This is a genomic window from Clostridium sp. AM58-1XD (assembly GCF_003464085.1).
Taxonomy (GTDB): Bacteria; Bacillota; Clostridia; order Lachnospirales; family Lachnospiraceae; genus Lachnoclostridium_A.
Window position 1 is genome coordinate 160,968 of the sequence record NZ_QSDR01000002.1, and the last position, 26,637, is coordinate 187,604.

A 26,637-nucleotide genomic window follows, 5' to 3' on the forward strand; every position below is an offset into this window, starting at 1 on the left:
GTGATACGTCCCCAGTTTTTTATGGTTATTTTTATGTATTTTATATATTTACGCATTTTAAAAGTAATATGTTTAACCTTGTTTTGGTTAATAATAATATTATGTTTAACCTTTGCCCATTACCATCAGGCGGTCTTAGCTTCATTCGCAGAAATACCAGAATCGCAGAAAAACCAAAAAATGCCCCTGAAACCAGCTTCGTCCCAGGCAGCAGCCAGGTCGATTTATCTGGTATCAGAGGCAATCTTCATTTCTTTCCTGCAGCGCCGGCTCACATCCCGGACAGCGCATGGACGATGTCAGCAGTCGCTTCATACAATTTTTTATATTCTCTGTAATACATCTCGTATGTTCCGTACAACTTTGGGTCCGGCTCAATCCGTTCCTCGTATCTGCACCATTTTTCCGCCTCTTCATAAGACGAAACGACGCCTGCAGCCACGCCTGCTATCAGCGCATCCCCTACAGGCGCCTGCATGGAACCGGAGGTGGTTATCATACATATCCCTGTTACATCCGCCAGAATCTGCATCCACAGCTTCGACCGGCAGGCGCCGCCGGAAACAATGCACGAACAAGATCCGCCTTCAAACAGATCCGATTTTTCCTGGATATGCCTGACTGCAAACGCCGTAGACTCCAATATGGCACGGTACATATGGGCTCTTGTATGGCGCACGGAGAGGCCGCAGAATACCCCTCTCGCTTCGGAATCCCATACCGGACTTCTCTCTCCCATAAAATACGGAAGCACCAGCAGGCCTTCGCTTCCTGCCGGTATTTCCGAGGCCTCTTCCTCCAGCATGGAAAAGTCGGTCTTTACTGTTTTTCCATCCCGCCTGCTATATGGAGCCAGATTGTCAAGAAACCAGCCGCACAGCGCTCCTGCCGACGTAATTCCACCATATGTGTAATAGAAAGACAGGGGACTAACGGCATTTGGCATCGTTACAAGCTCCGGATTAGAGGGAACGCTCCTGTGCAGAATCCCCCAGTTAATCGACGTTCCAATTACCGCCGTCTTCACATGTTCTTTCGTTACTCCGGCCGATATAACAGAAGCCAGACAGTCCGTACATCCGGCGCAGACAGGGATTCCCGGAATGAGCCCCATCCGTTCTGCCGCTTCCTTTCTGAGATATCCGGCGATTTCATCCGGCGCCTTCCAATTCTTTGGAAACATCCGGTCCGGTATCCCCATCCGTTCCATCAGTCCATATGCCCAGTCATGCTTTTTCATATCGTATATGCCGCCGATGTTGGCCGCCGACGTATAATCGATGGTCAGTACCCCGGTGAGTTTATACACTAGGTAGGAATTAGAAGGCAGAAACCATCGAATCCTGCTCCAGAGTTCCGGTTCGTTCTCCTTAATCCATAAGATTTTGTTAAATCCGAAATAAGCGTCGTTCCTGTTTCCGGTTATGTCAAACAGCTCGTTGTCCGGTACGATTTTCCTCGTCCGTTCAGACTGTTCTACAGCGCGTCGGTCCATCCAGATAATCGCATTCCGCACCGGGTTGCCGGAATCATCAACAGGAACTCCGCTTCCTGCAAAAAGACCGCTTATGCAGATTCCAGCCACTTCCCCGGCTTCCACTCGTGCGGCTTCCACAGCGCGTGCCACCGTCTTGTAAACAGCCCTCTCCCAGTCGTTGGCATCCTGTTCCGCCCATCCGCTCTCTTTGCAGATCAGAGGATAACCCTCCAGCGCCGTGCCCAGCACTCTGCCGCTGCTGTCCGTCACCGCCGCCTTCGTTCCCGACGTCCCGATATCCACTCCGATCAGAATTTCCTTTTTCCATTCTTTCGGCATATCACTTCCACTCCTTATAGACAGGGCGCAAAGCCTGATAGAAACGGCAGTACAGATCAAACTTTTCTCCGTACACCGCAGCAGCCTCAGCCTTGGCTCATACGTTTCCCTGACCTTTACCATCTTTTTAACGCCGTCCTGAATCGTTTTAAAATATCCCATTCCGGCGAAAGCAATAACCGCAGCCCCCAGGGAAGCCGCCTCTCTGTTTTCCATTACAGATACCGGCCTGTTCAACACGTCGGCTTTGATCTGAAGCACCTTCGGATGAGACGCTCCTCCGCCCACACACCGGATTTCTCCAGCTGCAATCCCGATCTTTTCAAACTGTTCCATATTCAGCCTCAATTCCATCGCCAGACCTTCCAGAAGCGCACGGGCTATGTCATACTTTTCCGCAGACAGCGTCAGCCCAAGCACCGTCCCCCTGGCCGAATAATCGCAGTAAGGAGTCCCGCTGCCGTTAAAATGAGGGAGAAACAGCAGATCAGACGGTCCGCTGCTCATACGGTCTGCAATGAGGTCGTATCCGCTCCGGCCTGCTGATCTGGCCTGCTTTATTTCCTCCCGGGCAAAGGTATCGCGGAACCAGCGGAATACGATACCGCCGCAGTGATTCAGCGCAAATGTAAAATACAATTCCGGAACCGCATGGCGGTAGCAGGGGTAATAGGACTGAAACATCTCCCTCTGATCCTCCATAGCTGTAAAACCGGCAGAAAGCACTTCCGCCGTTCCGTGGGAATCCACCGCCACGCCCGGCACAACGGCGCCCGCTCCCACGCCGGCACACGTCTGGTCATGCCCTCCTGCAATCAAATACGGCGCATTCTTCAGCTTCATCCGCTCCGCGATATCCCGTCTCAGCCTTCCTACACCCTCCCCCGATGTCACGATAGCCGGCAGTTTCTCCAAAGCAATATTCAGGTCCTTCAGCACCGGTTCTGACCATCTTACTTCACCCCGTTCACACATCATGGACCGGGACGCCATCGTAAGGTCGGTAACGTATTCATCCGAGCCAAGACGCTTCAGGAGAAAGCTGTCATATGTCAGATATTTTACCGTTTTTTCTGCAATATCCGGCCTTTCTTCCTGTATCCACATGATTTTTACCGCCGAATTAATGGCATGAGGTCTCATTCCTGTCTTTTCAAACAGCTGATATGCTCCAAACCGGCCGGCACAGAACTCCGCCTGCGGAATACTCCGATTGTCCATACCCAGAATTGCGGGCAGCAGAGCCTGTCCTCTTTCTCCCACAGGAATGACTGCATCTCCCTGCACTGACAGTGTAACCGCATCGATCTCCGGTATCTTTCCTCCTGCAATGCACTGTTCCATCAAATCCAGTACCGTATCGAAAACGCGTTCTGAATCCTGTTCTGCCCATCCTTCCCGTTCGCATACCACCGGATATTCCCGAAACGCCGCCGAAAGCTCTCTTCCATCCTCGTCAAATACAATCACCTTCGCACCCGTCGTTCCCACGTCAACGCTGCATACTCTCATATTCTATCCTCTACATCAGCTCGTCCTGCAGCCTTCTGAGCTGGAGGAGCACAGAGCTGTTATTTAATTTCACCATGTCATATGTAATAATTTCGTCTTTTTTAACGTCACATGTCATTACCGCGCCCTTCGCAAGGCCGACAGGAAGCATATTTCCACCTTTCGCTACACCGGCCAGATCGATGCTGGCCCGGTAACAGTATTCTCCAATCGAATCCAGTACCTCTCCCGCCTTCAGGTCCTTTTTGGCCACCGTAATGCACTCGCTTGTCAAATGGTCCATGGGGTGAGCCGTAGACTCTCCGTAAATGACAGCCTGAGCTGCCGTTATGGGCGTTTCAATCGAACACAGGTGGTATGCCGGTAGAGCAGATAATTCGGCCCTTCTCCCATATCACGCTGCACCAGTCCATCGATGATCCTCTGATTATCGGTCGTCACGATGACAAATACGCCCGGGGCAATATTTCCGATGGCAAAGTCTACAACGCCTTCCTGATTCAGCACGCCGCCCTGGCTCTTCAGACTGTATACTTTTGCCAGTTCATCTACATTGCATTTTACGCAGTGCATTCCACGGACGTCCGGTACGAGACCTGTCGCATTGGATACGGCGCACATTTCGATCATGGTTTTGGAACCGTCTACAAATTCAATCAGCATACGCGGGCTCATTTCCCGGGCAGCCGCCTTGTCCGCCCACTCCTTCATACCAGGGTTCGCATAGATATCGAGAGGGTTATTTTTTCCCTTACCCGCGGCTACAATTTTAAAGCCAGAGCCTTTGCAAACCGGTACACCTCGATGATGGATCCCGGCTCATCGCCTGCCGTCAGGGAATAAACAACGCCTGCTTTTTCAGCCATTCTTCTCAGAATCGGTCCGACTGTGATGTCGCATTCCACATTCATCATCACGATATGTTTGGAATGATCAAAGCAGTCCAGAGAAATCCTGGCTCCCATTTCAGGCGAGCCGGTGGCATCGATTACGACCTGAACCTTCGAAAGGCGCGTCGCCGTTTTATAATCGGTGGATGCTATTTTCAGCCCATTTCCCGCCGCCTTCTCAGCTTCCTCCACATCGTTCGTCGTGCATATTCCATCGTTTATTCCAGCCAGCCGGTACGCCTCCAGGCAGATTCCCTCTCTGATATCTACAACAACTGTGATTTCCATCCCCTGCATGCCGCTGATTTGTGCAACAATATCTTTTCCCATCTGACCGGCTCCTACCAGAGCTACGGAAATCGGCGTTCCCCTGTCAGCCAGTTCTTTTAATTTTGTATCGATCTCGTACATGTTCTCTCCTTATACATTGTTCGCGTAAGACCTTGCTGAGTACAATCGTATGACTCGTGTTCAATCCTGCTGCCTCTATTTTTCTCATTCCCGTCCCAGCCACGGCCTGACGATGATATTAAGCGCCCTGCCATCACGCATTTCCATCATTCCTTGTGTCAGCTGTTCCAGAGGTATTTCTTTTGTAACATATTTCTCTACAGACACATTCCCCTGTTCGATCTGAGACAGCGCATCCTGAAGTCCGCAGAACGGATACGAAAATGAGCCAATTACGGTGATCTCATTGTAGTGAATGAGATTGCTGTCAAGGGATGTCATTCTCCTGTCATCTTTTGGAGCTCCTCCATATATGACGACCGTTCCACGCTTCCTTACCATCCTCAGAGCCTGAAGCTGCACCGAAGTCACCGGAAGGGCGCAGATCACCACATCCGCCCCGATCCCTTCCGTCAATTCCAGCACGCGTTTCACCGCCCCTTCGCTGTCCCGGTTGTCCAGCACCTCGTCTGCCGGGAAACGGCCGACAAAGGAAATCCTGTCCATCCCCAGAACAATCACCCGCTTCGCTCCCCTGGCCTTTGCAATTTCCGAATGAAGACAGCCCACAGGGCCGTCTCCTATAATCACGACGGTATCTCCCAACGAAACTTTGCATCGCTCCTGGCACGCATAAACCCCTGCCACCTTTTCAGCAAAGGCTGCCTGTATATAGGTAAGGCGGTCCGGAACCTTTTCTACAAAGCCGCGTTTCAGCACATATCCGGGAAGAGCGATATACTGTGCAAATCCGCCCTGTACATGAGTCCCCAGCATACGGTGGTTCAGGCAGAGATTAACCAGCCCTCGTTTACAGTAATAACATTCTCCGCAGCTGATGTCCGGCGCTGTCGCTACCCGGTCTCCGGCCTTGAACCGTACGCCGTCTGCCGCTTCTTCTACAATTCCTCCAATCTCATGGCCCATAACCTGATTTTTGATCCCGTCTTTCAGTCCCTGAAAATAATTTCTGATATCACCGCCGCAAATCCCGCACGCCTCTACCCTAACCAGAATTCCATCTTTCGGGCAGGATGGTTTCGGTATATCTTTTACCACTATCCGCTCGATATCCTCATAAACGGCCGCTTTCATATTTCTCCTCCAAACGTCACTGTTTTTTATTGACCAGTCTGTCCCCGACCGCGCCTCCCGTATGAATAACGGCGAACTGATCTCTCGTATATCCGCTCCGCTCCATCAGGCAGATCGCCGCCGCGTCAAAAAATCCAGTGACTGCAGCCGTGCTGGCAGTAGCCAGCATATTAAAGGCATCCGGTTCTCTGATGATTTTTATCAGGACCGTCAGGTCTGCCTGCCTCCCGAGTTCCGATTCTTTACTTTCCGTCACGCCTACGACGAAGGCGCCCTTTTCCTTCAGGCTTTTAATCATCCTGACGATTTCCCATGTGCCTCCGCCTTTTGAGATCAGGACCGCCACGTCCCCTTTCTGAACAGCTCCCAGGCCGCCGTGAACGGCATCGCCCGGGGACAGAAAATTCGCAGGAAACTCCACGCAGGAGAAGGAATGAGCCGCCTTCTTTGCCGCAGCTGCAGATGTGCCTACACCTGCAAAAAAGATTCTGTTCCCGCTGTTCCTAGCTTTTTCCAGCGTTTCGATCAGTTGTTCTGCCGCCTCATAATCCACATGGTCGCAGAGGCGCCTCAGTTCATCCGCTTCTGTATTCCAGACAAACTTCATTTTTTCTCTGATATCCATTTTTTCACCCCTCCGCATGCACCACGACTTTTATTGACTGAGTGCCGTCCTTAGCCATAGCGAATGCCTTTTCATAATCGTCCAGGCTGAAATCATGGGTGATGATCCTGTTCACATCAACAGCCTTTTTGGCAAGCATATCGATCGCCACCTGGTACCCTTCAATTCCGCTGATATGGGCGCCTATGACATCCAGCTCCTTCCTGTCTCCGATAATGCTCCAGTCCACGGCCGTATCGTTCATGAATACACTGAATTCCACGTACCTTCCATGAGAACGAACCATTTTAAGCCCCTGAAGAACGCCTTCCGAATGGCCGGAACAATGAATATATACATCACATCCGAGTCCTCCCGTCAGTTTCTTTACTTCCTCCACCACGTCGCATTCCGTTGGATTAAAAACGTAATCCGCCCCATACTCCTTCGCAATCTGAAGCCTGTTTTCCCTCACATCAATTCCGATCACCAGACGAGGATTCTTCTTCATCGCCAGCTGCAGGTCACACAGTCCGATCGGTCCCAGACCGGCCACCACTACCACATCTCTGAATTTGATGTCCGCTCTCTCAATCGTATGTACGGCGCAGGAAAGAGGTTCGATCATTGCTGTATCCCGCTCCGGTATGGTTTCCGGCACCTTGTATACTCTGGAGCCTTTATAGTACTTCATATACCCGGCCATAGACCCTTCCGCCACGTCTCTTTTACTGCCGTAAATATCCGTTTTTACGCACATCCAGTGTTCTCCGTTCTGACAGAACGGGCACTCCCCGCAGGCGATCACCTGTTCCGCCACCGCCATATCTCCCAGATTTAAGCCATACTTTGTTTTTGCACGGTCTCCAATCGCCACCACTCTTCCCGTAAACTCGTGTCCCAGCGTAACCGGCTCTCTCACCCATTTCGGCAGTACGCCGCCTCCCCAGAACATCTGAGCCCCGTCCACAATTTTGATATCGCCGGCACATATACCGGTACCGATCACTTTTACCAAAATCTCGTCTTCGTCAATCTCCGGTACAGGAACTTCTTCGTACCTCAAATCTCCAGGGCCATAAATTCTCAGCGCCTTCATCGTTCTCGGTATCCCCTCTGCTCGAATCATAATTACCTCCATTTTTATTTACAATCTCTATCTTGCAGTATGACTGCTGTATCTGTACTTCAGGCTGTCCATAAACATCGACGCGAAAATGACAATCCCATTGACAATCGGGATCAGATACGTTGATACGCCTACCAGCCCGAGAATATTCTCAATAATTGAAATGATCAGAAATCCAATGCATACGCCCGGAAATATCTTCCCGTACCCTCCAAACAGGCTGATGCCTCCCAGGACGGAAATAGCAATAGCATCGAATTCCCACGACATACCAATGGTCTGCTGAATGGTTCCCAAGTTGGCCGCACAGTAAAAGCCGGACAGGGACGCAAAAATCCCGCACAGGATTACACATGCAAATCTGGTGGCGTCTGCGTTGATTCCCAGAGCCCGCGCCGCCTTGTCATTGCAGCCCACCGCATATACGTTTTTGCCAAATCCCGTTACCGACAGCACGAAATGCAGAACCACTACCAGAAAAATTACCATAATAAGAACCACAGGAAATCCTCCGGCCGTCTTAGTCATAAAAGCATAGACGTTATCCGGCATATAAATATACATACTTTTCGTGATAATCATGGCAATTCCCCGCAGCACCAGCTGCATGCCCAGCGTCACAAGGAGGGGGCTGAGTTTCATCTTAACCATAAAGAAACCGTTGACCGCTCCGATCAGAGCCCCCGTCAACACGCAGACAGCCATGCCTCCTGCAGTGCCGATTCGCATATCTCTCATCACAATGCCTGAAAGCACCATGGAAAGATATGCAATGGAACCAACCGACAGATCCGTCAGTCCGGTTAGCAGTACAAGGCTGATTCCACATGCGATAATCAGATACTGTCCGTTGTTCAGAAGCATGCTGTACATGTTCCGCACAGTGAAAAAGTTGGGAGAAGCGCAGGCGCTGACCACAATAATCAGGGCAAGGACGATATAAAGAGCATAATTTAAAAACCAAAGAACTGTTTTCCTTCTGAATCCGGTTTTATTATTTTCTCTCATATCTCATCCCTCACTTATACATTCTTTAATCAGTCTCTGATTATTGATTTCATCGTGTTTTAAATACGCTCCTGCACGTCCGTCACGTAAAACGACGATGTTGTCTGCCAGCTTCTGTATTTCCTCCGTCTCCGAGGAAATGACGATACACGCAATTCCATCCGCAGCCAGACGCCTGATCAGATTCTGTATCTCCACCTTGGCGCCTACGTCTACTCCTCTCGTCGGCTCATCCAGAATCAGAATTTCCGGATTTTTTGACAGCCACTTACTGATTACCACCTTCTGCTGGTTTCCTCCGGAAAGCTGCATGGCAAGGGACTCTTCACTGGCAGCCGCAATATGGAGTTCTTCAATGAACTTCCGCCCTTCCGCCCTTTCTTTTTTTGAGTTCAGAATCCGAAGCAGCCGGCTGCTGAAGGATCCCAGATTAGCCGCCGTCGTATTTCTCCAGAGAGACATATTCAAATATAAACCGTCATAATGGCGCCCCTCCGTAACATAACCGCATTTTTTAAACAGCTTCCCAGGCTGATCCGTTTTACTCCCCGTTTTCCCCGTAAAAGATCTTTCCTTCCGTCATCGCATCCAGACCCAGTATGGCACGGATCGTCTCTGTTCTTCCGGAGCCAAGAAGCCCCCATAGCCCCAGAACCTCTCCCTTATGCAGGTCGAAGCTCACATTTTTCGGGAATCGTTCTCCGCTCAGATTCTGCACACTCAGCACGACTTCCTCTGTCATCCTGCTTTCTACCGAGCTGAAAACCACCTTTTCGGGAACCATATAGCTGACAATCGTCTCTTTGCTCATCTCCTTTGCAGTTCCTTTACCCACCACCTGTCCGTCTCTCATAACGATCACACGATCACAGATAGCCTCTACCTCATCCAGATAATGAGTGATATAAATAATCGTCTTTCCATCTGCTTTCAGATTTCTTATAATTTGAAACAGGTTCTCCTTTTCTTTCATGGAAAGAGACGATGTAGGCTCATCAAACAGGAGAATTTCCCCTCCGAGAGACAGCGCCCTGGCAATCTGGACGATCTGCTGTTCACCTACCGACAGCTCGCTTACCTTTTTTGACGGATCTACGCTGCAGCCCAGCGGTTTTAGCAGCGCCGCCGCTTTTTTACAGAGCATTTTTTTATCCAATACAGGAAGGCCTTTAAATTTCCTGTATTTTTTCAGCTCTACCAAAAATATGTTTTCATAAACCGTCAGGTTATCGAACAGCTGGACCTCCTGCTGAATAAAGGCAATTCCACAATCCCTGGAATCATTTGGGGAGTGGATGTTCACCTCTTTCCCATGTATGAATATTTTTCCTTCGTCTGCCGCAAGTACGCCTCCCAGCACATTCATCAGCGTTGATTTTCCGGCTCCGTTTACTCCCAGCAGGGCTGTCACCTCACCGCTGCAGGCCTCCGCCGAGACATCCCTCAGGGCGTATACGCCCGGAAATCTCTTATGGCAATGTTCTATTTTCAGTGTCGCTTCCAAAGCTTCTGCCACCCTTCTTTACTTAGTCTTGACCTTTCCGCCCGTGTTGTTGTTCAGCCGGTAATCCAGAATTGTTGCAAGAATAATGATGCCTCCCTTGATCACCTGCGCAGGATAGGACTGGATTCCCAGCAGATTCAGGGAAATCGACGTAGTCGATATGACAATCGCGCCGACCGCCACCCCGACTGCCGTTCCGCGGCCGCCCCTGTCTGAGGCCCCTCCGATAACCGCGGCTGCAAGCACTTCCGTCAGCATGGATGGAGAGACCATTCTGGCCGTAGCACAGCCGCTCTGCACGGACAGCATAATCCCGGCAATTCCCGCCATCAGAGCGCCGATCAGATAAGCGCTGATTGTAACGGCCGTAACAGGCACTCCGGAGACTCTGGCCGTATTCTTATTCGTTCCGATAAAGTACAGCCATCTTCCGAATACCGTTTTCGTCAGGATAAAGTGCAGGAGAAGGACGAGAATCAGAAACACAATCACATACATAGGAACAACACCGCCGATTCTCCGTTTAAAAAATCCTGTCAGCACCTCCGGAATTCCCCGGACCGATTCATAGTTTGTATACCACTTTGCAAATCCGTCGGCTACATTCATCATGGCAAGTGTAACAATCATGGGAGACATCCTGAAAACGGCAACCGACACTCCGCTCACGAGACCGCCCAGCATGCACACGCCCAGTATCAGAAGGCACCCCACAATCCAGTTGCCGGTCTGAGACATGTATGTCACGCCCACCACCGACCCCATAGCCAGGACGCAGGGAAGCGAGATATCAATTCCTCCCGTAATGAGGACAAAGGCGAGGCCAAGGGACATCGTACCATATATGGCCGCCTGCGTAATGATATTGAACAAGTTATACGGCGACGAGAAATTTGGAATCAGCGAAATCAACGCCGCATACACAACCACGCCGAAAAGCGCGAGGGCAATACGCTGCTTTGCCCTGAAAGACAGCTGTATGCCGCCGCCTTTTTTCTCAATCCTGTCTTTTGATGTACTTTTCATTCTGTATTGCCCCTAACCTTTATAAGCTCTAGCCCCTCATATTTACAGAGGGTGCTGCAAGAGTCGAATCAGCCGTGTCACCGATACCAGTTTCCGTTCCAGGCGGTAGCCAAGTCACTCCATCTGGTATCTGCGGCAACGCGATATTCCTTTCTGCGGCACCCTGTTTTTCATAATTGATCCGCTATTTCAGATACTTGCTCAAATCGGAATCCGAGTACTCCAGGCACCACAGATAGTCGATTTTATTGTAATTATCCTGATCCACCGTATCTCCCTGAATCTTGAAGACTTCCCCGTTCAGTTCTTTTCCCTCGGCATAATCAATTGCACATTCAGCCGCTTTCACAGCGTTCAGCCATACCGGATTCTCCGTGCTGGACTCCTGATACCCTTCTGCTATAGCGATAAAACCATCTGCAAATACATCCGTTCCTGCTATGTATACATGGCCTTCTTCCCCGCGCTTATGCCACTTTCCAGCCCTCTGAAGAGCTGTGGAATATCCGGAATACTGAGAATCAGACGGAACGTAAAGGCAGTTTGAATCCGGGTAAGTCTGGAGAGCCGATGTAAGATTTGTCAGGCACGTAGCCGGGTCCCACTGTCCGCAGGAAACGGTTGTTGCAATTTTCACTCCCCACTCTTCACACGCGTCTTCACAGCCGTTCTGGCGGTTAATTGCATTTACGTCATTTTCATAGCCCATCACAACGATCATATCTTTCGGTTCAATGCCGTCTTCTTTCATATATTCGAACATTCTGACCGTCGAGGCATAGCCCTGGTCATAGCTGTCCATGTTGACGGTCGCATCCGGCACCTCGTCTCCTGCAGCGCTGGAATCCGCCTCCCGGCAGAAGAAGATACTGCCCACATCGTTCGCATGGCATTCCTTAACAGCTGCAAGGCTCGCTACGTTGTCGATCGCATTCAGGATAATCACTTGGCATCCGGAACCGATCATATCCTGTACATTTGAATATTCCCGGTTCACATCTCCGTCAGAAGAAACAGAAACGTATTCCAGTTCATATCCTGCTTTTTCAGCCTGCTCCTCCATAGCCTTCTTCACGTAATCGTTGTACGCATTCATAATCGGTTCATTCAATGCGCTGATTACAAATCCCACTTTGATCTTTTTGTCCTCAGCCGGTTTTGCAGATTCATTTACTTCTGTTTTGTCTTCCTCCGCTTCTGAAGACGTAGTCTGGGCTGCAGCAGGGCTCGCGCTCTCAGCTGGTTTTGCAGCACCGTTGCCGCAGCCGGCCAGGCAGCCGGCCATAAGAGCCAGTGCAAGGATGTTGTTCATAACTTTTTTCATTTTCTTTCCTCCTTTGAATTTTATATAATTTTTAATAATTTCCTTTTATTTCCATTTTTTCATTTTTTGTTTTCATTTCTAAAACTGCTATTTTTCATTTTTCTCTTACATTTCCTTAATGAATGTGCTCCTATTTCGCTCTTTTTATAATTTTTCCTTTGTTCTCATCATCCTCACCTCATTTTTCATGCAAACAGCGCACCATTTCATCCTTTACACTAATTTCAACCGTGATTTCGCATAGTTTTCCGTTCGTTTTTTGTATTTTTATGTCATATCTTACAATTACAATTTATCACGCCCCATACCTCATGTCAAGTATAATTTCATTTTTTATTTTCAATTATGAAATTATAATATAAAATTAACATCTTATTCATGTATTCTTTCAATTCCGCTTTTACCCTGTTAAATTATTATCGTCTTTTGTATTCAATCACTTGCAAATATTGAGTTTTTAAGATAAAATAAAAGAAAAAGCAAGAAGGCGGTGGGTTCGTTTTGAAAAAGAATTGGACGGATTATTCAAAAAATATTTCTCATTCCTGTTTGATTAAATTTCAGTTTGTTTATGATGATTTGAAAAACGCAGAGCGAAAGGCTGCGGATTTTTGTTTATCAATGCCGGAATTTGTTGCAACTGCAACCATCGGTGAGGTCGCCGGCTGCGCCAACTGCAGCGAGGCCACTTTCGTCCGCCTGGCGAAACGTCTTGGTTACAGCGGCTACCCGGAGCTGCGGGAATGCCTTTTAAGGGAAGATTCGGAAGAAATCGCCCAAAGCGTAGGCATACAGAGTTCTGACAACGTAAAGACCATTACGACTGCCGTATTTAACGCCAGTGTCCTTGCCCTGAACGACTCTCTGGATTCCATTGATTTTGACTGCCTGGAGCGGGCAGTCAGCAGCATTCTGAAGGCCAGGCACATCCTGTTCGCCGCTGCCGGAGATGCCAATGTGGTAGCCATGTCTGGCGTAGGCAAATTTACACGCATGGGCCTGCCGGTCAGCTGCAACACCGATTTCGATACGCAGCTGCTCTACCTGTCACAGATGGAAAAGGACGACGTGCTGATCTGTATTTCCCACTCCGGCCGCACAAAGACGACATGTGAACTTGCAAAAGCAGCGAACAGCAGAAACATTCTGGTAATTTCACTGACGAATTTTCCTCAGTCTCCTCTGGCGAAAGCCTCTGACATCGTTCTGCTGACCGCCTCCTTTTCCCACGATATGATGGGCGAGACCATCGCCAAACGAATTCCGGCTCTCTGTCTGCTGGATGCCGTCTATGTATCAATTCTTTTCCGGCTGGACGAAACGCATATGAATCTGTTGGACTCCGGAAATAAGATTCTGCGAATGAACAAGCTGTAATACGGCGCAGAAAAAGACCCCTGTTTTTCAGAGGTCTTTTTTCATTCATGCATATTCATCTGTCCGGTTGTCACAAAATCAGGCTGTCGCCTACGTTGGGACGGGCCTTCCTCGTCTTCCTGCTCACTGTATACGTATTAATACTTACAAATACGTCCGGCGCATCCTCATACTGAATCACTACCTGTATGCTGTCGCTGTCCGAATACGACACCTTGTAAATCAGTTCTTCCGGTTCGTTCTGATAAAGCCCTGCATCCACCAGCGCATTTTCCAGCAAATAGCATACATTTGCCTCGTTGAGCGCCGGTTTCCCGATCCACGCACCAGTTTCCTGGTCCAGCAGGTACCACTTGTTCTCTCCGTCAGGCTTAATCCATCCGGTCTCATACTGCCCGGACTCGTCTGTGTAGTACCACGTCCCCTCCGATTCCGTCCATTCTCCTGCAAGAGCTGCAAAAGAACCGGCCGATGACACCGCCAGTGCAATCAGCACCGTTTTTATGATTCCGCTGTAATTCTTCATACGATTCTACTTCCTCCTCTCCCTTCTCATCTCCGCCCGGACTTCTCCGGTTCTCTCCTTTCTGGATTATATCATTTTTCATCTGTTCTTTCAATCTTATCCTATTTCCTGCTATCAGCCGATTGTGGTTTTGCTAAGAACATGTTAAAATTGAATGCAGCCCGGCCGTATCCGACGGACCGATGCAAAGGAGGATGTGTCATGAAGTTACCACGTTTATTTTCCAGGCTGATCTGCCTGCTGCTGATTTTGATGCTGTTGCCGACCGTACAGCCCGCTTACGGGGCGCCGCAGACGGTAAAGATCGGGTTCTTTCCCATGCCTGGTTTCCAGGAATACGATGAATACGGTCATCCATGCGGTTATAATGTGGACTATCTGGAAAAGATTGCCGCTCTGACCGGATGGGAATACGAATATGTCAGGCTTTCCAGCTGGGATGAAGCCCTGGCTGCACTAGAGGAGGGCCGCATCGATCTCGTAGGTTCTGCACAGATGACTGCCGAGCGGTATCAGCGTTTTAAATACAGCAACTATATTGCAGGTTTTACGTTTGCCTCTCTTCTGGCTCCTAAGGCCAACACGGAAATCGCCTTTGAAGACTTCGATCTGTTCGGACGGCTCCGCATCGGCTGCGTCAAAACCTACGTTCGCCTGGATGATTTTCTGAAATATGCTGATGAAAATGATTTTACTCCCCATATCACATACTACGACAGCACGTCCGAGATGCGCGAAGCCATGCGGGCAGGCGAGATCGACTTAATGGTCTGCAGCGTAATGGAGATGTCGGACAGCGAACAAGTCGTCGCCCGTTTTGCTCATGCTCCTTTTTACTATATTACCTGTCCCGGAAGGGAAGACCTTATCGACGAACTTGACTCAGCCATGGCTGCTTTGAAGCTGGACGATCCCAATCTGGAAGACCGCCTGTTCAACAAGTACTATCCCGGCAGCACATACGCTCATTTTACCAGAGAAGAGCTGGATTACATACAGTCCGCCCCCACTGTCAGAATCGCCCATCTGACGAACCGGTCCCCGATTTCTTATCTCGACGGGGATTCCAAAATTACCGGCGTCTCACCTGATCTCGTGCGATGGATCGAAAAAGACAGCGGCCTTAAGTTTCAGGACGTTCCCATTGCCGTGGGAGGCAGTCCGCTGGATGTTTTAAACAGCAATCATGCGGATCTGGTTGCCGGCATGCTTTACTCCGAAGCCAACCTCCAGAACAGGGATCTGGCCCTCTCTTCTCCCTATTTTGAAAGCAGCCTTATCTTTCTTGGAAAAAGAGGAACCCCATTTTCTCCTTCCCTCCGGCTGAGAGTTGCCGTTCCCGCCGGTTTTCAGGCCGCAGAAAAATATGTATCACAGGCATATCCGTTATTCGACCTGGTCTCATATGTTGGGACCGAAAATTGTCTCGACGCAGTAAATAGCGGGGATGTGGATCTTACCATCCAGAACCGCTATGTCGTGGACGAATTGCTTCTCCGGCAGCGTTACGGGGAACTTACCGCCATTCCGGATACCGATGTTCCGGAAAAGCTGTGCTTCGGCGGACAGGCCGGCATCGATCCTCTGCTGATTTCCATACTGAATAAGTCCATCTCCCATCTGACCCCTGATGTGACAGATCATATTCTCGTCGGTTATACGTCGGGAAAAGTTTACCATCCGAGTCTGGAAGATTTTATCATGGCATACAAAGCCCCGATTGCCGCTGTGACGCTTTGCTTCCTGCTGCTCCTCCTGTCAGGAGCATATATCATCGTTCAGCGCCGCCGGTATTACCGTGACATCCAGCTCAGCGAAAAGCGTCTTCAGAGTATAACCAACAATATTAACGGCGGTGTAGTCACTACTACGCCGGACAACCGTATGGAAATCCGTTATGCCAACCCCGGTTTCCTGGATCTGATCGGAATTAACGACCCGAAAGATCTGGAGAACAAGAGCTTTCAGGCTCTGATTTCCTCAGAGGACAGGGAGCGGACATTTCCTGACTGCAGACTGAATTCTTCCCGACAGATTTCTCTGGAACTGAGCATTCAGCATGCGGACGGCCATTTTGTTCCCGTCCTTCTGCGCGGAACTCTGTCTCCTGACGAGAAAGGCAATAATCTCCTGTACTGTGTTATTATAGATATCAGCCAGCAGAAGCGCATGATCCAGATGCTGGAAGAAGAAGAGAAACGGTCCGCTATGCTCATCGAGCTGTCTGACAGCGTCTTCTTTGACGTTACCATGCCAGGCCATGTGGTCCGCACTTCCCCCATGTTCTACCGAAAATTCGGCTGGGACCTGCCCAGCGGCAATTCCTACAGACGCATCCTGGAAGAACATATTCATCCGGAAGACCGCATCGCGAAAGAATCATGGAATTTTATTCAGAGAAAAGAACGCAACAGCCATCATGACCTCCGCGTGCTTAAAGCAGACGGAACCTATATCTGGTGCCGTTTTACCCTTGGCTACTTTTATGAAAACAATAAGATTTCCAGGCTGGTCGGTAAAATTGAAGATATCGATACGGATGTAAAGAAAAGGCAGCTTCTGGAAGCCGCTTCCTCCCGCGATGGACTGACCGGACTTTATAACCGCAAATCCTTCCGCACCCAGGCCGAGCAGTATCTGAGCGCCTCTGCCTGCAGACCCGGCTCCTGCGCAGCGCTGTTCTTCCTCGATCTCGATAATTTTAAGGCAGTCAATGATACGCTAGGACACAGCGTCGGCGATCAGGCTCTGATCGATACGGCAAAAGCCCTGCAGAGCGTATTCCGCAGGGATGATATCATAGGCAGATTTGGCGGCGATGAATTTTATGTATTTGCGCCTTCCCTCCCGCAAACTCTTGCCGAGCAGAAGGCCGTTAAGCTGTGTGAGCTGTCTCGTCGGACTTATACAGGCCCATGCGGCGAAGAGGTTTCTATCTCTGCCAGCATAGGCATCGCCTGTTTCCCATCCGACGGAAGAATCCTGGACGATCTGATCGAACATGCCGACCAGGCCGCCTATCTCTCCAAACGGAGCGGAAAAGGCCGCTATACATTTTTCCAGGAAAGCTGATTATGAAATAAAAGAGGATGTTGCAAAAAGGAATAGAGCATTACCGCCGATACCAGATTTCGTTCCAGGCAGTGGCTAAGTCACTACATCTGGTATCGGCGGCAATGCGAATTCGACTTTTACAACACCCTCTTCTTTTTACTGTACAAATGAATGAATTCCTGCTGTCTTTTCTGGTTTTTGGCCTCTTTTCAGTCTGCAATCGTATAGCCGTTCGATCCCAGAACCTCCGCCGCCCGTTCAAAATCATCCGTTTTCGTCAAAATATAATCGGTATGAAAGGTTGAAACCACGAAAATTCCGATTTTATGATCCGCCAGAACAGCGGATATCTTCGCCAGAATTCCAATCAGAGAAAAATCCAGCACGCCTTCGATCCGCATCGCCTTCCATCCGTCTTCCCTGGCAGTCGTAAGTTGCGGAACCCGTTCCGTTCTGCATACAAGAGACAATTCCTCATCCGTTTTCCCAATAAAATAAAACTCATCGTCCAGGTCTATCCCAGTCAGATCAGGGACCTTACAGACCGTAAACTCGTAATCGAGCCGTTTCATTACCATGGTTCATCCTCCGTTTATTTGTCATACCTCAAAATTCTCCGACTTAAAGCTGCTGTAAAACCGCCCTGATTCAGCAGTGAATTTAAGCACGCAGTAATCAGGATCCGTCACTCCCAGCGGATAGTACATCGTATCCCCCTCCTGCCAGATCATCTCCTTGCTGCCGCTGTCCTCCAGCACTTCCATGGTGCCCCTGAGCATAACGCCTCTGTAAAACCTTCTGTCGCAGAAATAGATACTCGCCTTTGGATTCTCCCTGTACTGCGCCACGCGCATGGAAGAGATATTCGTTGTAAAATAAAAGACTTTTATTCCTTCCCTTTTGCGGGGCGGCAGCATAGCCTTCATATTTGGATAGCCGTCACCGTCTATGGAACTGATAAAAGCCACATTTTGTTTATCAACCAGATTTCCGATTGTCTTCGCTGCATCTCTCATGTAAAAACCTCCCTTCACGGCACATCATACCATGAAAAGAGGTTTTCGTAAATTACACACTTTTTTGTAACTATCCTACTCCAGCAGACCTTTTTCCCTCAGGAAGTCTTCCCTGTGATCTTCCAGCATAAGCTCGATCCCGATTCCCTGCATAATAACAATTGCTTCCAACATTTTTCTGCCCCGTTCCATCAGGAATATTCCACCTTCAGCGGATAGCCTTCAAAGGATTTTTTTGCAACCATTCCGTAATCACACAGCTCCTTCAGCTGTTCGATCAGAATTTTCTGGCTGATCCCCTGTATTTCCCGTTTCAGACCCGTCAGAGAACGGGGCCCCTTGCCCAGCTGCCACAATATGACCGGCTTCCATTTGCCCTTCGTAATGTCGTGAGTCAATTCCAGAGGACACGTATAATCCTGTCTCATTTTCATCTTTCTGTCTCCTGTACCTGTCTCATTTCTGATTTCATAGCGTCCGTTTCTATAGAATTTAGGAGGAACTCTCTGCTCGTTTCGTATCCTATCTTTTTCAGGACTACCTCTGTCCTGATATATAATATGATCAGCCGCAAAAATGGTTCTTTACCACTCGTCCCCTTCCGTTTCTTTCCTCAATATAAACTCGTACAGTGTCCTGTAAAGCTTAGGCGGATCAATCGGTTTCGCCAGATGAAGGTTCATTCCGGCAGCCTTGCTCCTGTCCGCATCTTCGTCAAAGGCATCCGCCGTCATAGCAATAATAGGAATGGTTTTCGCATCTTTATTGGACAGATGACGGATATTCGCCGATGCCTGAAGCCCGTCCATAATCGGCATACGGATATCCATAAGGATAGCATCGTAGTACCCTTCTTCCGTTTTGGAAAACATTTCGATGGCACGCAAGCCATTCTCCGCCGTTTCCACCTGGAAGCCCACGTCCTCCAGCAGCATCTGGGCAATTTCCGCATTGATCGGCTGGTCCTCTACTAATAGGAGCCTTCTTCCTGTGAAATCATACTCTTCCGCCTGTATTTCTTCCTGCTTTTCCTCTTCTTTCTGATCCAGCGCCTTGGAAAACGCGGAGATCAGGTTGGATTTAAACATCGGCTTACTCATCAGCATATTGACCCCAACGGCCTTTGCCTCCTGCTCAATGGAGCTCCAGTCATAAGCCGTCATGATGATAATCGTTACGTCAGGTCCTACAATCTTACGGATCCGCCTGCTGGTCTCGATCCCGTCCATCTCCGGCATCTTCCAGTCAATAAGGATCAGGTCATAATAGTGATGGTTTTCCCACATCCCTTTCACACGTTCCACGGCCCGCATCCCGCTGTCTACCCACTCTGCCGTAATGCCGATTTCCTTCAGAGTAAGAACTGCACTTTCGCAGACCGTGATGTCATCATCCACAACGAGCGTCTTCAGATGAGAAAAATTGTATGCATGCTGTTTTTTCAAATGTCTCTGCTTCTCTTCCTCAGTTATCTCCAGTTTTACGTCTACGGTAAATTCCGTTCCGACACCCTTAATCGAACGCACCTGAATCTTCCCGTCCATCAGATCTACAATGTTCTTTGATATGGCCAGCCCCAATCCGGTGCCTCCAAATCCCGTTGTAATTCCTGTGGATTCCTGTTCAAACGGCTCGAACAGATGGGGCAGGAAATCTTCACTCATGCCGATTCCCGTATCGTTGATTACAAAGCGTACAATTGCATCATTTTTCGTTCGTTTGCGCTGGGTAATAGAGAAAGTCACTTTCCCTCCGCTGCTGGTAAATTTTATCGCATTCCCCAGAATATTTACCAGCACCTGCTGCAGCTTCATCGCATCTCCGATATAACATTCATCCATAACGGGATCAACGATGCACTCGTAATCCACATCCTTCGCTGCTGCCTGGGTGTGGCAGATCGCATTCACTCCTGTCACAAATTCCTTGAATGGAATTTTCTCATTTTTCAAAAGCATTTTACCCGATTCAATGCGGCTCATATCCAGGATATCATTGATCAGGGAGAGCAGGAATCTGGAGGAAATGCCGATTTTGCTGATACAGTCCGAAACCTGGTCGTCGTTTCCAATCGATTTTGCAGCTATGGCAGTCATACCGATAATGGCATTCATCGGCGTGCGGATTTCATGGCTCATACGGGAAAGGAAATCCGACTTTGCAGCATTCGCCTGCTTGGCCGCCGTAAGAGCGGCGGAAAGAACTTCTTTCTGATGCTGTTCCTGCCGGTATACCTCCGTGATATCGCTTCTGGAACACAAAACTTTCGTATGCTGACTGTCAAACCAGCAGAATGCCCATAATTTATGCCTAAGTTCCTGAACTTTGGGATCCCTCGTATCCGCCGATATAGAATACAAATCGTTTTTATCAAGCTTGTCCGTGATTGCCTTTATTTTGAAAAGGGGAAGATATTCTTCGATTTCCTGCGGAAGAAGCATGCTGTAAAGGCTCTCTTCCGTTGTTTTCTCATACATGCGGCCTTCTTCCGGTATGACGGACACGCCGGATTTATCAATCGTTTTTTCAATCCGGCCGGTGATCGTATTGAACACGGTCAGGTACTCAAAATTCGTATCCACCACACGGTCCACGATCATTTCCGCCATCTTCCGTTCATCGATATTGTAAGTATACATAAAGCTCATAATATCGCCCGTCGCCGGATTCTGATAGATTCTCGCCGTCGTATTGGCCCAGAAAACAGTTCCGTCGTCATTTCTCCTCTGGTAATCGACGGCATAATAATTTTCGCCTTTGACATAAGCTTCTAAAATCCGTTTTCGATTGACGAGATAACGCAGCCGTTCCTGTTTGTCTCTTTCAACAGCTGAGCGGACCAGCCCTTCTGCCGCCTGGTCATAAGGAGCTCCCTGAGAAGTTACCGACGCATGTTCCACGCATATATAGGACTCAACGACTCCTTTTGTTATATTGCACTGCGCCTTGTTGATCAGATTCGCCTCCTGCAGGCCAGCCGAATACTCCTGCTCCTGTTTAAACTGCTGCTCCAGGAGTACATGTTCATGAATATCCTTGGACGACCCGATCGCCTTAACAGGGGTTCCGTTTTTCGATTTCATGACGGTATAAGAGATCAGGCTCCATCTGTAATTTCCGCCCTTCTTTAATCTGGCTCTGAACGAGACACCATCTGCACCTTCAAACAGCTCCCTTGATTTTTCCCATGCCATCTGCACGTCATCCGGATAAAACATGTCCATCCTGCGCATTTCTTCCAGCGTACCGCAGGACATCTCTCGGCCTATTATTCCTAATTCTACCGCATCGCTTTCATTGAAAATAACCGTCCTGTTCTGCATATCCAGCATCCACACGCGGACCCCCGTCAGTCTGGCTGCTATTGTAAACTGCTCTTCCATTTCTTTATACCGGTCAATAGATTCTGCCGTGGCAAACGCCCTCTGGGGGCGCCCGGCTTCATCAAAACTCGTCGTATAATGAGCCAGCAGCCAGCGGTAATCCTCCCCAGGCTTTTTGACCCTGTATTCCAGCATGGCGCTGGCGGACCCATTTCTCAATTTTTCATGCAGCTTCAGATATGCCTTTTTGTCATCCGGATGGATAATGTTTAGATCCAGAAAAGACTGCGGAAAATCGTCCATAATGTGAGGGACACCGTAACTCTGCTGTGAAAAATCACTCATATACGCTCTGCTGCTGCGAATGTCATATTCCCAAAACTGTACGGCTGCATGTCTGATGGCAGTCGTCAGCCGTTCCTCCCCCAGTCTCAGTTCCTCCTGCGCCTTCTTCTGTATCGTAATATCGTTCAGATACTCAATCAGCACATCCCTGTCCATCCACCGCGCCTTTTTCACAGACATGGTCATTGTTTTATCCAGCCACGGTATGTACATTTCCTTATGTTCTTCATTTCCCTCCTTGAGCATGCAGTGATCACAGGGCGACTGTTTATTTCCGAATACCTCAAAGCATTTCTTCCCTTCGTAATCGCTGACCGGAAGGTTCATAATCCGAAATGCCCCATCGTTTGCAAGGCAGAGTTCATATGTATCAGGATCGATCACATAGACCCCCGTATCCGTGCCGTCCAGAATGTTGTTCTGCAGTTCAAACTGGTTGGACAGCGATGTAAAAATACAGCGGAGAAGCGGGTCTCCATCCTCTTCCCCGATTCCCTGGAAAATTCCGGTGACCCAGACGAAGTGGCCGTCCACATGCCTGACCCTGTAGTCTTCTTGCACGCTTTCCCTGTTCTCGACCGCTCTGTGCAGGGCAGAAAACAGCTTTTCCCTGTCCTTTGGATAAATGATAGTTTCGATGCTGCTAGATATGATCTCTTTCAGTTCCTGCTTTGTAAATCCGGTCATACTGCCGATCCCTGGCGACAGGTATGTGGGTATATAACGACCGCCGGTCACCCTGCATATCATGGTGCCGCCGTTCATCGCCTTAATCAGGCTTTCATTCTGCTGCTTTTCAAATTTCTGGTCCGAAATGTCCCTGCATACAGAAATAATTGCGCGCCGGCCGTCTTCCGCCGTTATAGTTCTGCCCATATCCTGAACATAGATATAAGTTCCATTCTTTTTCCGCATACGGTATTCCACTACATATTCATCCCGTTCCGACAGCTGACAGGAAATCGACTCTTCGACAGCCCTTCTGTCATCCGGATGGGTGCAATTAGAAATAAATCCCTGGATATCTGCTGCGAAATCCTCTTCTGAACCATATCCGAGGTAGTCCAGCATCTTTTTGTTGATATAGTATAGAGGAAACCGGTCCTCCAGATAAGCGCCGATCAGACCTCCTGCCACGCTGGAAGAAAGCAGCTCCTGACGCGCCTTTGCAATCTGTGTTTTAACAACTGTGAGCGGATAATGTTCTCCTTCCTCCTGATACGCCGCCGGTACGGCAAAATGAATATGGCGGACCGTCCACACGTCATCCCGGCAGGTCAGTGTAAACGTACCGTGCACATGCCACTGAAATTCAGAATTGCTCATATTAAATTCAACAGCAGCAATCCCTGTATCTTCGGTTAAAACACTTTCCCTTTCTGAAGTAAATACGATCTCAAAGGGTGATTTGCTTTCCTCCATATCCTGTCTGATATATTCCCGTAATGCCATAAGCCCGCAAGCTTCTTCTTCCTCGCCTGTCCCCATAAATAGGACATCTTCCGAAACATATTGGACAGCCCGGTCCAAATTGCGCTGGTGAAACCATGCAATGCAGAATTCTTCCGCTGTTTCCAACAGCTTTCTGTTCTTTTCCATTTTTCTTTTCCTTCCCGGTCTGTAATATTAGATTTTTATTATACTACAGAAAGCCCTTATTTTCATTATCGTTTTACATATTTTTCGGTTTCCTGAAGGTTTTTTATGAAGGTACCTTTATTTTATCTGTTGACAAATTAAAAAGGTACCTTTATAATAGGTTCAAAAGGTACCTTCATATCATACTAATATTTTCGCTTTTACATGCATGACCGATCAAAATACCATACAGGAGGTGATTCAATGTCAACAGTGCTCATCATCATGATTTTGTTTGTAATGATCATTTTCTCAGTCAGACGATCTATCGCACGGCTTTCATCCGGCTGTTCCGGCGCGTCCGGCCAGCCTTACATACCAAGAGTCAGGGTAACGGATCGAAAGCCATCTCATTACCCATATCACAAACTTCTCAAAGTGGAAGGCATGTTTTGCGGCAACAGCGCCGTATGCGTCGAAAATGCCCTAAACAGCATTTCAGGCGCATGGGCAAGGGCAAATCTTTGGAAAGAAGAGGTCACCCTCTATATCAAGCAGGATATGGACGATGCCATCTTCCGTCTGGCCGTCAGAGATGCCGGCTATATTGTCCGCAGTATACAGGAAACCCGATAATGAACAAATAAATGAATTCTTAAAGGAGAAAAAAATATGATTAAATTTGACCAGGAATTAATGGAACAATTTATGCGTATCCAGTGGCTGTTAAGCCGTTATTTTCATCACCACATGAGAAATCACAGTCCTATGGGATTTCCCTACAGCGGGCAGGGACGCGTCCTCAAGCTGTTAAAAATGAAACCGGAAATTGCGCAAAAAGATTTGTCGGAGATTTTGGGGATGCGGCCTCAGTCTATTGGGGAACTCCTGTCAAAGCTTGAAAAAAAAGGGTATATCACGCGCACTCCTTCCCCCGATGACAAACGTGTCACAATCGTACACCTGACGGACAAAGGGCAGGACGCCAATGACTTTGAGAACGAACAGCCACTGTCCACAGAAATATTTAACTGCCTGACCGAAGAAGAACAGGTGCAGCTTAAGGATTATCTGAACCGCATTATTGAAGAGCTGATGAACGAATCGGGCGGTACTGCTGAGTATCCAAGGCACAGAGCCCGCAGCTTTCCCGACCGCACCTCGGGTTTCGGCGGCATGTTCAACGGTCCCGAGACAGGCAGCCCACGTTCCCACGATAAGTTTTTTCGTTTTTAACTGACACCAATTTCTTCAGGAGGCTTACAGCAGCTCATCGCTGCCGGCGTGTCACCTTCACAGGCACACGCCGACGCTGGAAGGCTGGAGCATGCGGTCAGCCCAGAAAGCTTTGAGGCGCTTAGGAAATCAGGATCACATTCCGTCTGATTCTGGTTTTTGCGTTTCCTCATCCTTGTGAATTACATCACGCCGGCCAGGGCGAACAGGATTGTGGCTGCTCCCAGGATCAGAATCAGCTTTACCATGGACATTTTCTTTTTGCTGACCAGGTAATAGCTGAACAGTACCAGGAACAGACTCAGCATATTTGGAAAGATACCGTCCAGAATATCCTGTATTTTCGTAGGGTCCGCTCCTTTTGCCGCCGTAAAGGCCAGAGCTGTCTTAAATTTTACGTAGTTGGCGGACAGCGCTCCGATGACGATAACGCCAAACAGCTGAACAGCTTCCTGTATCTTCTTTAGATTTCCGCCTGCCAGCATGGTAACCGCGTTTCTTCCGAATCTGTATCCCTGTTTAAAGAGGAAGTAACCATAACTGAATAAAATGAGTCCGGAGGCGATCAGATAAAAAATGGTTCCCAATGGAGAATAGCTTTCTCCCGTCAGAGAAATTGCAATGGAGAGCAGCAGCGGAAGGATCGTCGCCTGAACCAGGCTGTCGCCGATTCCGGCAACAGGCCCCATCAGAGCCGATTTTGTGGTGCGGATCATATCCTCTTCCACGTGATATCCAAGAGCCTTCTGCTCTTCCATGCCTACCATAACGCCCCAAACGATATTCGCCGTCGTGTGCTCGTTGTTGTGGAAGTCCATATGGCGCTGCATGCCACGCTTCTGACCTTCTTTATTGTAATACTTTTTCAAAAGCGGAATCATATCATATGCATAACCGCAGCCGTGCCAGTTTTCAAAGTTAATACAAAAAGAGTAAAATAAATTATACCGCCAGAACAGGCCTTTCAGTTCCTTTTGAGTCAATGGTTCACTTGATATGATCTTAACGTTTTCTTCCATGTTACAGCACCTCCTCGTCATCATCGTCATAGCCGGAAACAACCGCTGCCGCAGGCTGGGCCGCGTTTCCTGTGCGGAAATACATATATGCGATTACGACTGCAAAAATCGTTACCGCAATAAAGCTGAGGCCCATAACGGAAAACAGCATAAAACCGAAAACAAAAAATGCGAACTGCCATTTATTAGTAATATTATATTTCAGCAGCATGGCCATGCCTACTGCCGGGAGAACGCTGGCAAACTGGCTCAGTGCATACAAAAGCTTCTCAGGAATGATCGCCATCAGGCTGTCGATCGCGCCTGCACCGTAATACACAAACACAAATCCTAAAATGAATTCTATAAGAAACAGAAAAATCTGAGGCCCGGCCACAAAGTTAAAGAATATCTTTTTATAATTCACCTCTTCGATTCCATGCTTCATCTGGTTGCAGAAATACACATTCACACCTCTTACCAGCTGGAAAACATAGGATGCCAGCACGGATAGTGTACCCGCCATCGCGATAGCTGCTCCTGCGTCCATTCGATTGATTATCGCAACGGCAGCTGCCGGATATGCAATCGTTCCCACATCCATTGCAATGGCACCTCCCACCGCAAAGACTCCCATAAAGGCCAGCTGCAGAGCCACCCCGATCTCCAGTCCCGTCCGAATATCTCCGAAAATCAGCCCGCACAGCAGACCTCCTACCAACGGCCTCTGAAGCATATATTTGCTGACAATAAAACCGCCGAATGACGAATACACATTGCTGATATAATAGAGAATTCCTACCAGCGCACATTGTAATATAAACAT

At 48.7% G+C, this 26,637-nt stretch carries 22 protein-coding genes and 1 pseudogene; 4 read left to right on the plus strand and 19 right to left on the minus strand.

The window, feature by feature from the left end; all coding sequences use genetic code 11:
- Nucleotides 1-271: 271 nt before the first annotated feature.
- From DXA13_RS01700 to DXA13_RS01745, 12 genes are all read right to left on the minus strand, one after another.
- Nucleotides 272-3,328: an FGGY family carbohydrate kinase gene (locus tag DXA13_RS01700; protein ID WP_118241438.1), complete on the minus strand. Its 3,057-nt coding sequence runs from the start codon at nt 3,326-3,328 to the stop codon at nt 272-274.
- Nucleotides 3,329-3,338: 10 nt separating this feature from the next.
- Nucleotides 3,339-3,611 (minus strand): SAF domain-containing protein, encoded by a 273-nt coding sequence (locus DXA13_RS21390; protein WP_243008916.1) that lies wholly within the window; start codon nt 3,609-3,611, stop codon nt 3,339-3,341.
- A 44-nt stretch (nt 3,612-3,655) separates the two neighbouring features.
- Complete coding sequence (locus DXA13_RS21395) at nt 3,656-4,141, minus strand: hypothetical protein (RefSeq protein WP_347559649.1); 486 nt, start codon at nt 4,139-4,141, stop codon at nt 3,656-3,658.
- Entirely contained in the window at nt 4,090-4,629 is a 540-nt protein-coding gene (locus DXA13_RS21400; RefSeq protein ID WP_243008918.1) for a hypothetical protein, read from the minus strand. Before DXA13_RS21400 ends, DXA13_RS21395 begins: the two co-directional genes overlap by 52 nt.
- An 84-nt stretch (nt 4,630-4,713) precedes the next feature.
- Nucleotides 4,714-5,763 (minus strand): alcohol dehydrogenase catalytic domain-containing protein, encoded by a 1,050-nt coding sequence (locus DXA13_RS01710; RefSeq protein ID WP_118241440.1) that lies wholly within the window; start codon nt 5,761-5,763, stop codon nt 4,714-4,716.
- A 16-nt stretch (nt 5,764-5,779) separates the two neighbouring features.
- Entirely contained in the window at nt 5,780-6,388 is a 609-nt protein-coding gene (locus tag DXA13_RS01715) for an SIS domain-containing protein (protein ID WP_118241442.1), read from the minus strand.
- A 4-nt stretch (nt 6,389-6,392) separates the two neighbouring features.
- Nucleotides 6,393-7,496, minus strand: coding sequence for a zinc-binding dehydrogenase (locus DXA13_RS01720; protein ID WP_118241444.1), 1,104 nt, complete (start codon nt 7,494-7,496; stop codon nt 6,393-6,395).
- A gap of 27 nt (nt 7,497-7,523) precedes the next feature.
- The gene (locus DXA13_RS01725; RefSeq protein WP_118241446.1) at nt 7,524-8,504 is read right to left on the minus strand and encodes an ABC transporter permease; all 981 of its coding nucleotides are present in this window, start codon (nt 8,502-8,504) and stop codon (nt 7,524-7,526) included.
- Between the two features lie 3 nt (nt 8,505-8,507).
- The gene (locus DXA13_RS22265; RefSeq protein ID WP_347559650.1) at nt 8,508-9,026 is read right to left on the minus strand and encodes an ATP-binding cassette domain-containing protein; all 519 of its coding nucleotides are present in this window, start codon (nt 9,024-9,026) and stop codon (nt 8,508-8,510) included.
- A 19-nt stretch (nt 9,027-9,045) separates the two neighbouring features.
- A complete protein-coding gene (locus DXA13_RS22270; protein WP_181995491.1) occupies nt 9,046-10,008 on the minus strand; it encodes an ATP-binding cassette domain-containing protein in 963 nt (320 codons plus the stop codon).
- Nucleotides 10,009-10,026: 18 nt separating this feature from the next.
- Nucleotides 10,027-11,034 (minus strand): ABC transporter permease, encoded by a 1,008-nt coding sequence (locus DXA13_RS01740; RefSeq protein WP_118241452.1) that lies wholly within the window; start codon nt 11,032-11,034, stop codon nt 10,027-10,029.
- Between the two features lie 184 nt (nt 11,035-11,218).
- Nucleotides 11,219-12,358, minus strand: coding sequence for a sugar ABC transporter substrate-binding protein (locus DXA13_RS01745; RefSeq protein WP_118241454.1), 1,140 nt, complete (start codon nt 12,356-12,358; stop codon nt 11,219-11,221).
- A gap of 501 nt (nt 12,359-12,859) precedes the next feature.
- Here DXA13_RS01745 and DXA13_RS01750 point away from each other — a divergent pair.
- On the plus strand, nt 12,860-13,735 hold the full coding sequence (locus DXA13_RS01750; RefSeq protein WP_118241456.1) for a MurR/RpiR family transcriptional regulator: 876 nt from the start codon (nt 12,860-12,862) through the stop codon (nt 13,733-13,735).
- A 70-nt stretch (nt 13,736-13,805) separates the two neighbouring features.
- Here DXA13_RS01750 and DXA13_RS01755 read toward each other — a convergent pair whose 3' ends face one another.
- Entirely contained in the window at nt 13,806-14,261 is a 456-nt protein-coding gene (locus DXA13_RS01755) for a hypothetical protein (protein ID WP_118241458.1), read from the minus strand.
- A 201-nt stretch (nt 14,262-14,462) separates the two neighbouring features.
- On the opposite strand from DXA13_RS01755, the gene DXA13_RS01760 reads away from it, so the two are divergent.
- Entirely contained in the window at nt 14,463-17,333 is a 2,871-nt protein-coding gene (locus DXA13_RS01760) for a diguanylate cyclase (RefSeq protein WP_181995492.1), read from the plus strand.
- Between the two features lie 191 nt (nt 17,334-17,524).
- On the opposite strand, the gene DXA13_RS01765 is transcribed toward DXA13_RS01760, so the two are convergent.
- The 4 genes and pseudogenes from DXA13_RS01765 to DXA13_RS01780 form a co-directional block, all read right to left on the minus strand.
- Complete coding sequence (locus tag DXA13_RS01765) at nt 17,525-17,893, minus strand: ACT domain-containing protein (RefSeq protein WP_118241462.1); 369 nt, start codon at nt 17,891-17,893, stop codon at nt 17,525-17,527.
- A 21-nt stretch (nt 17,894-17,914) separates the two neighbouring features.
- Complete coding sequence (locus DXA13_RS01770) at nt 17,915-18,331, minus strand: pyridoxamine 5'-phosphate oxidase family protein (protein ID WP_118241464.1); 417 nt, start codon at nt 18,329-18,331, stop codon at nt 17,915-17,917.
- A gap of 75 nt (nt 18,332-18,406) precedes the next feature.
- Nucleotides 18,407-18,765 (minus strand): annotated as a pseudogene (locus tag DXA13_RS01775) (helix-turn-helix domain-containing protein).
- A gap of 150 nt (nt 18,766-18,915) precedes the next feature.
- Entirely contained in the window at nt 18,916-23,598 is a 4,683-nt protein-coding gene (locus DXA13_RS01780) for a PAS domain-containing protein (RefSeq protein WP_118241466.1), read from the minus strand.
- 243 nt (nt 23,599-23,841) lie between these two features.
- Here DXA13_RS01780 and DXA13_RS01785 point away from each other — a divergent pair, with 243 nt between their 5' ends.
- Together DXA13_RS01785 and DXA13_RS01790 are read left to right on the plus strand one after the other, a co-directional pair.
- Nucleotides 23,842-24,213 (plus strand): heavy-metal-associated domain-containing protein, encoded by a 372-nt coding sequence (locus DXA13_RS01785; RefSeq protein ID WP_118241468.1) that lies wholly within the window; start codon nt 23,842-23,844, stop codon nt 24,211-24,213.
- Nucleotides 24,214-24,249: 36 nt separating this feature from the next.
- Nucleotides 24,250-24,813, plus strand: a complete 564-nt coding sequence (locus DXA13_RS01790; RefSeq protein WP_118241470.1) for a MarR family transcriptional regulator — start codon at nt 24,250-24,252, stop codon at nt 24,811-24,813.
- Between the two features lie 182 nt (nt 24,814-24,995).
- Here DXA13_RS01790 and DXA13_RS01800 read toward each other — a convergent pair whose 3' ends face one another.
- Nucleotides 24,996-25,832 (minus strand): PTS system mannose/fructose/sorbose family transporter subunit IID, encoded by an 837-nt coding sequence (locus DXA13_RS01800; protein WP_118241472.1) that lies wholly within the window; start codon nt 25,830-25,832, stop codon nt 24,996-24,998.
- A gap of 1 nt (nt 25,833) precedes the next feature.
- A complete protein-coding gene (locus tag DXA13_RS01805; RefSeq protein WP_118241474.1) occupies nt 25,834-26,637 on the minus strand; it encodes a PTS sugar transporter subunit IIC in 804 nt (267 codons plus the stop codon).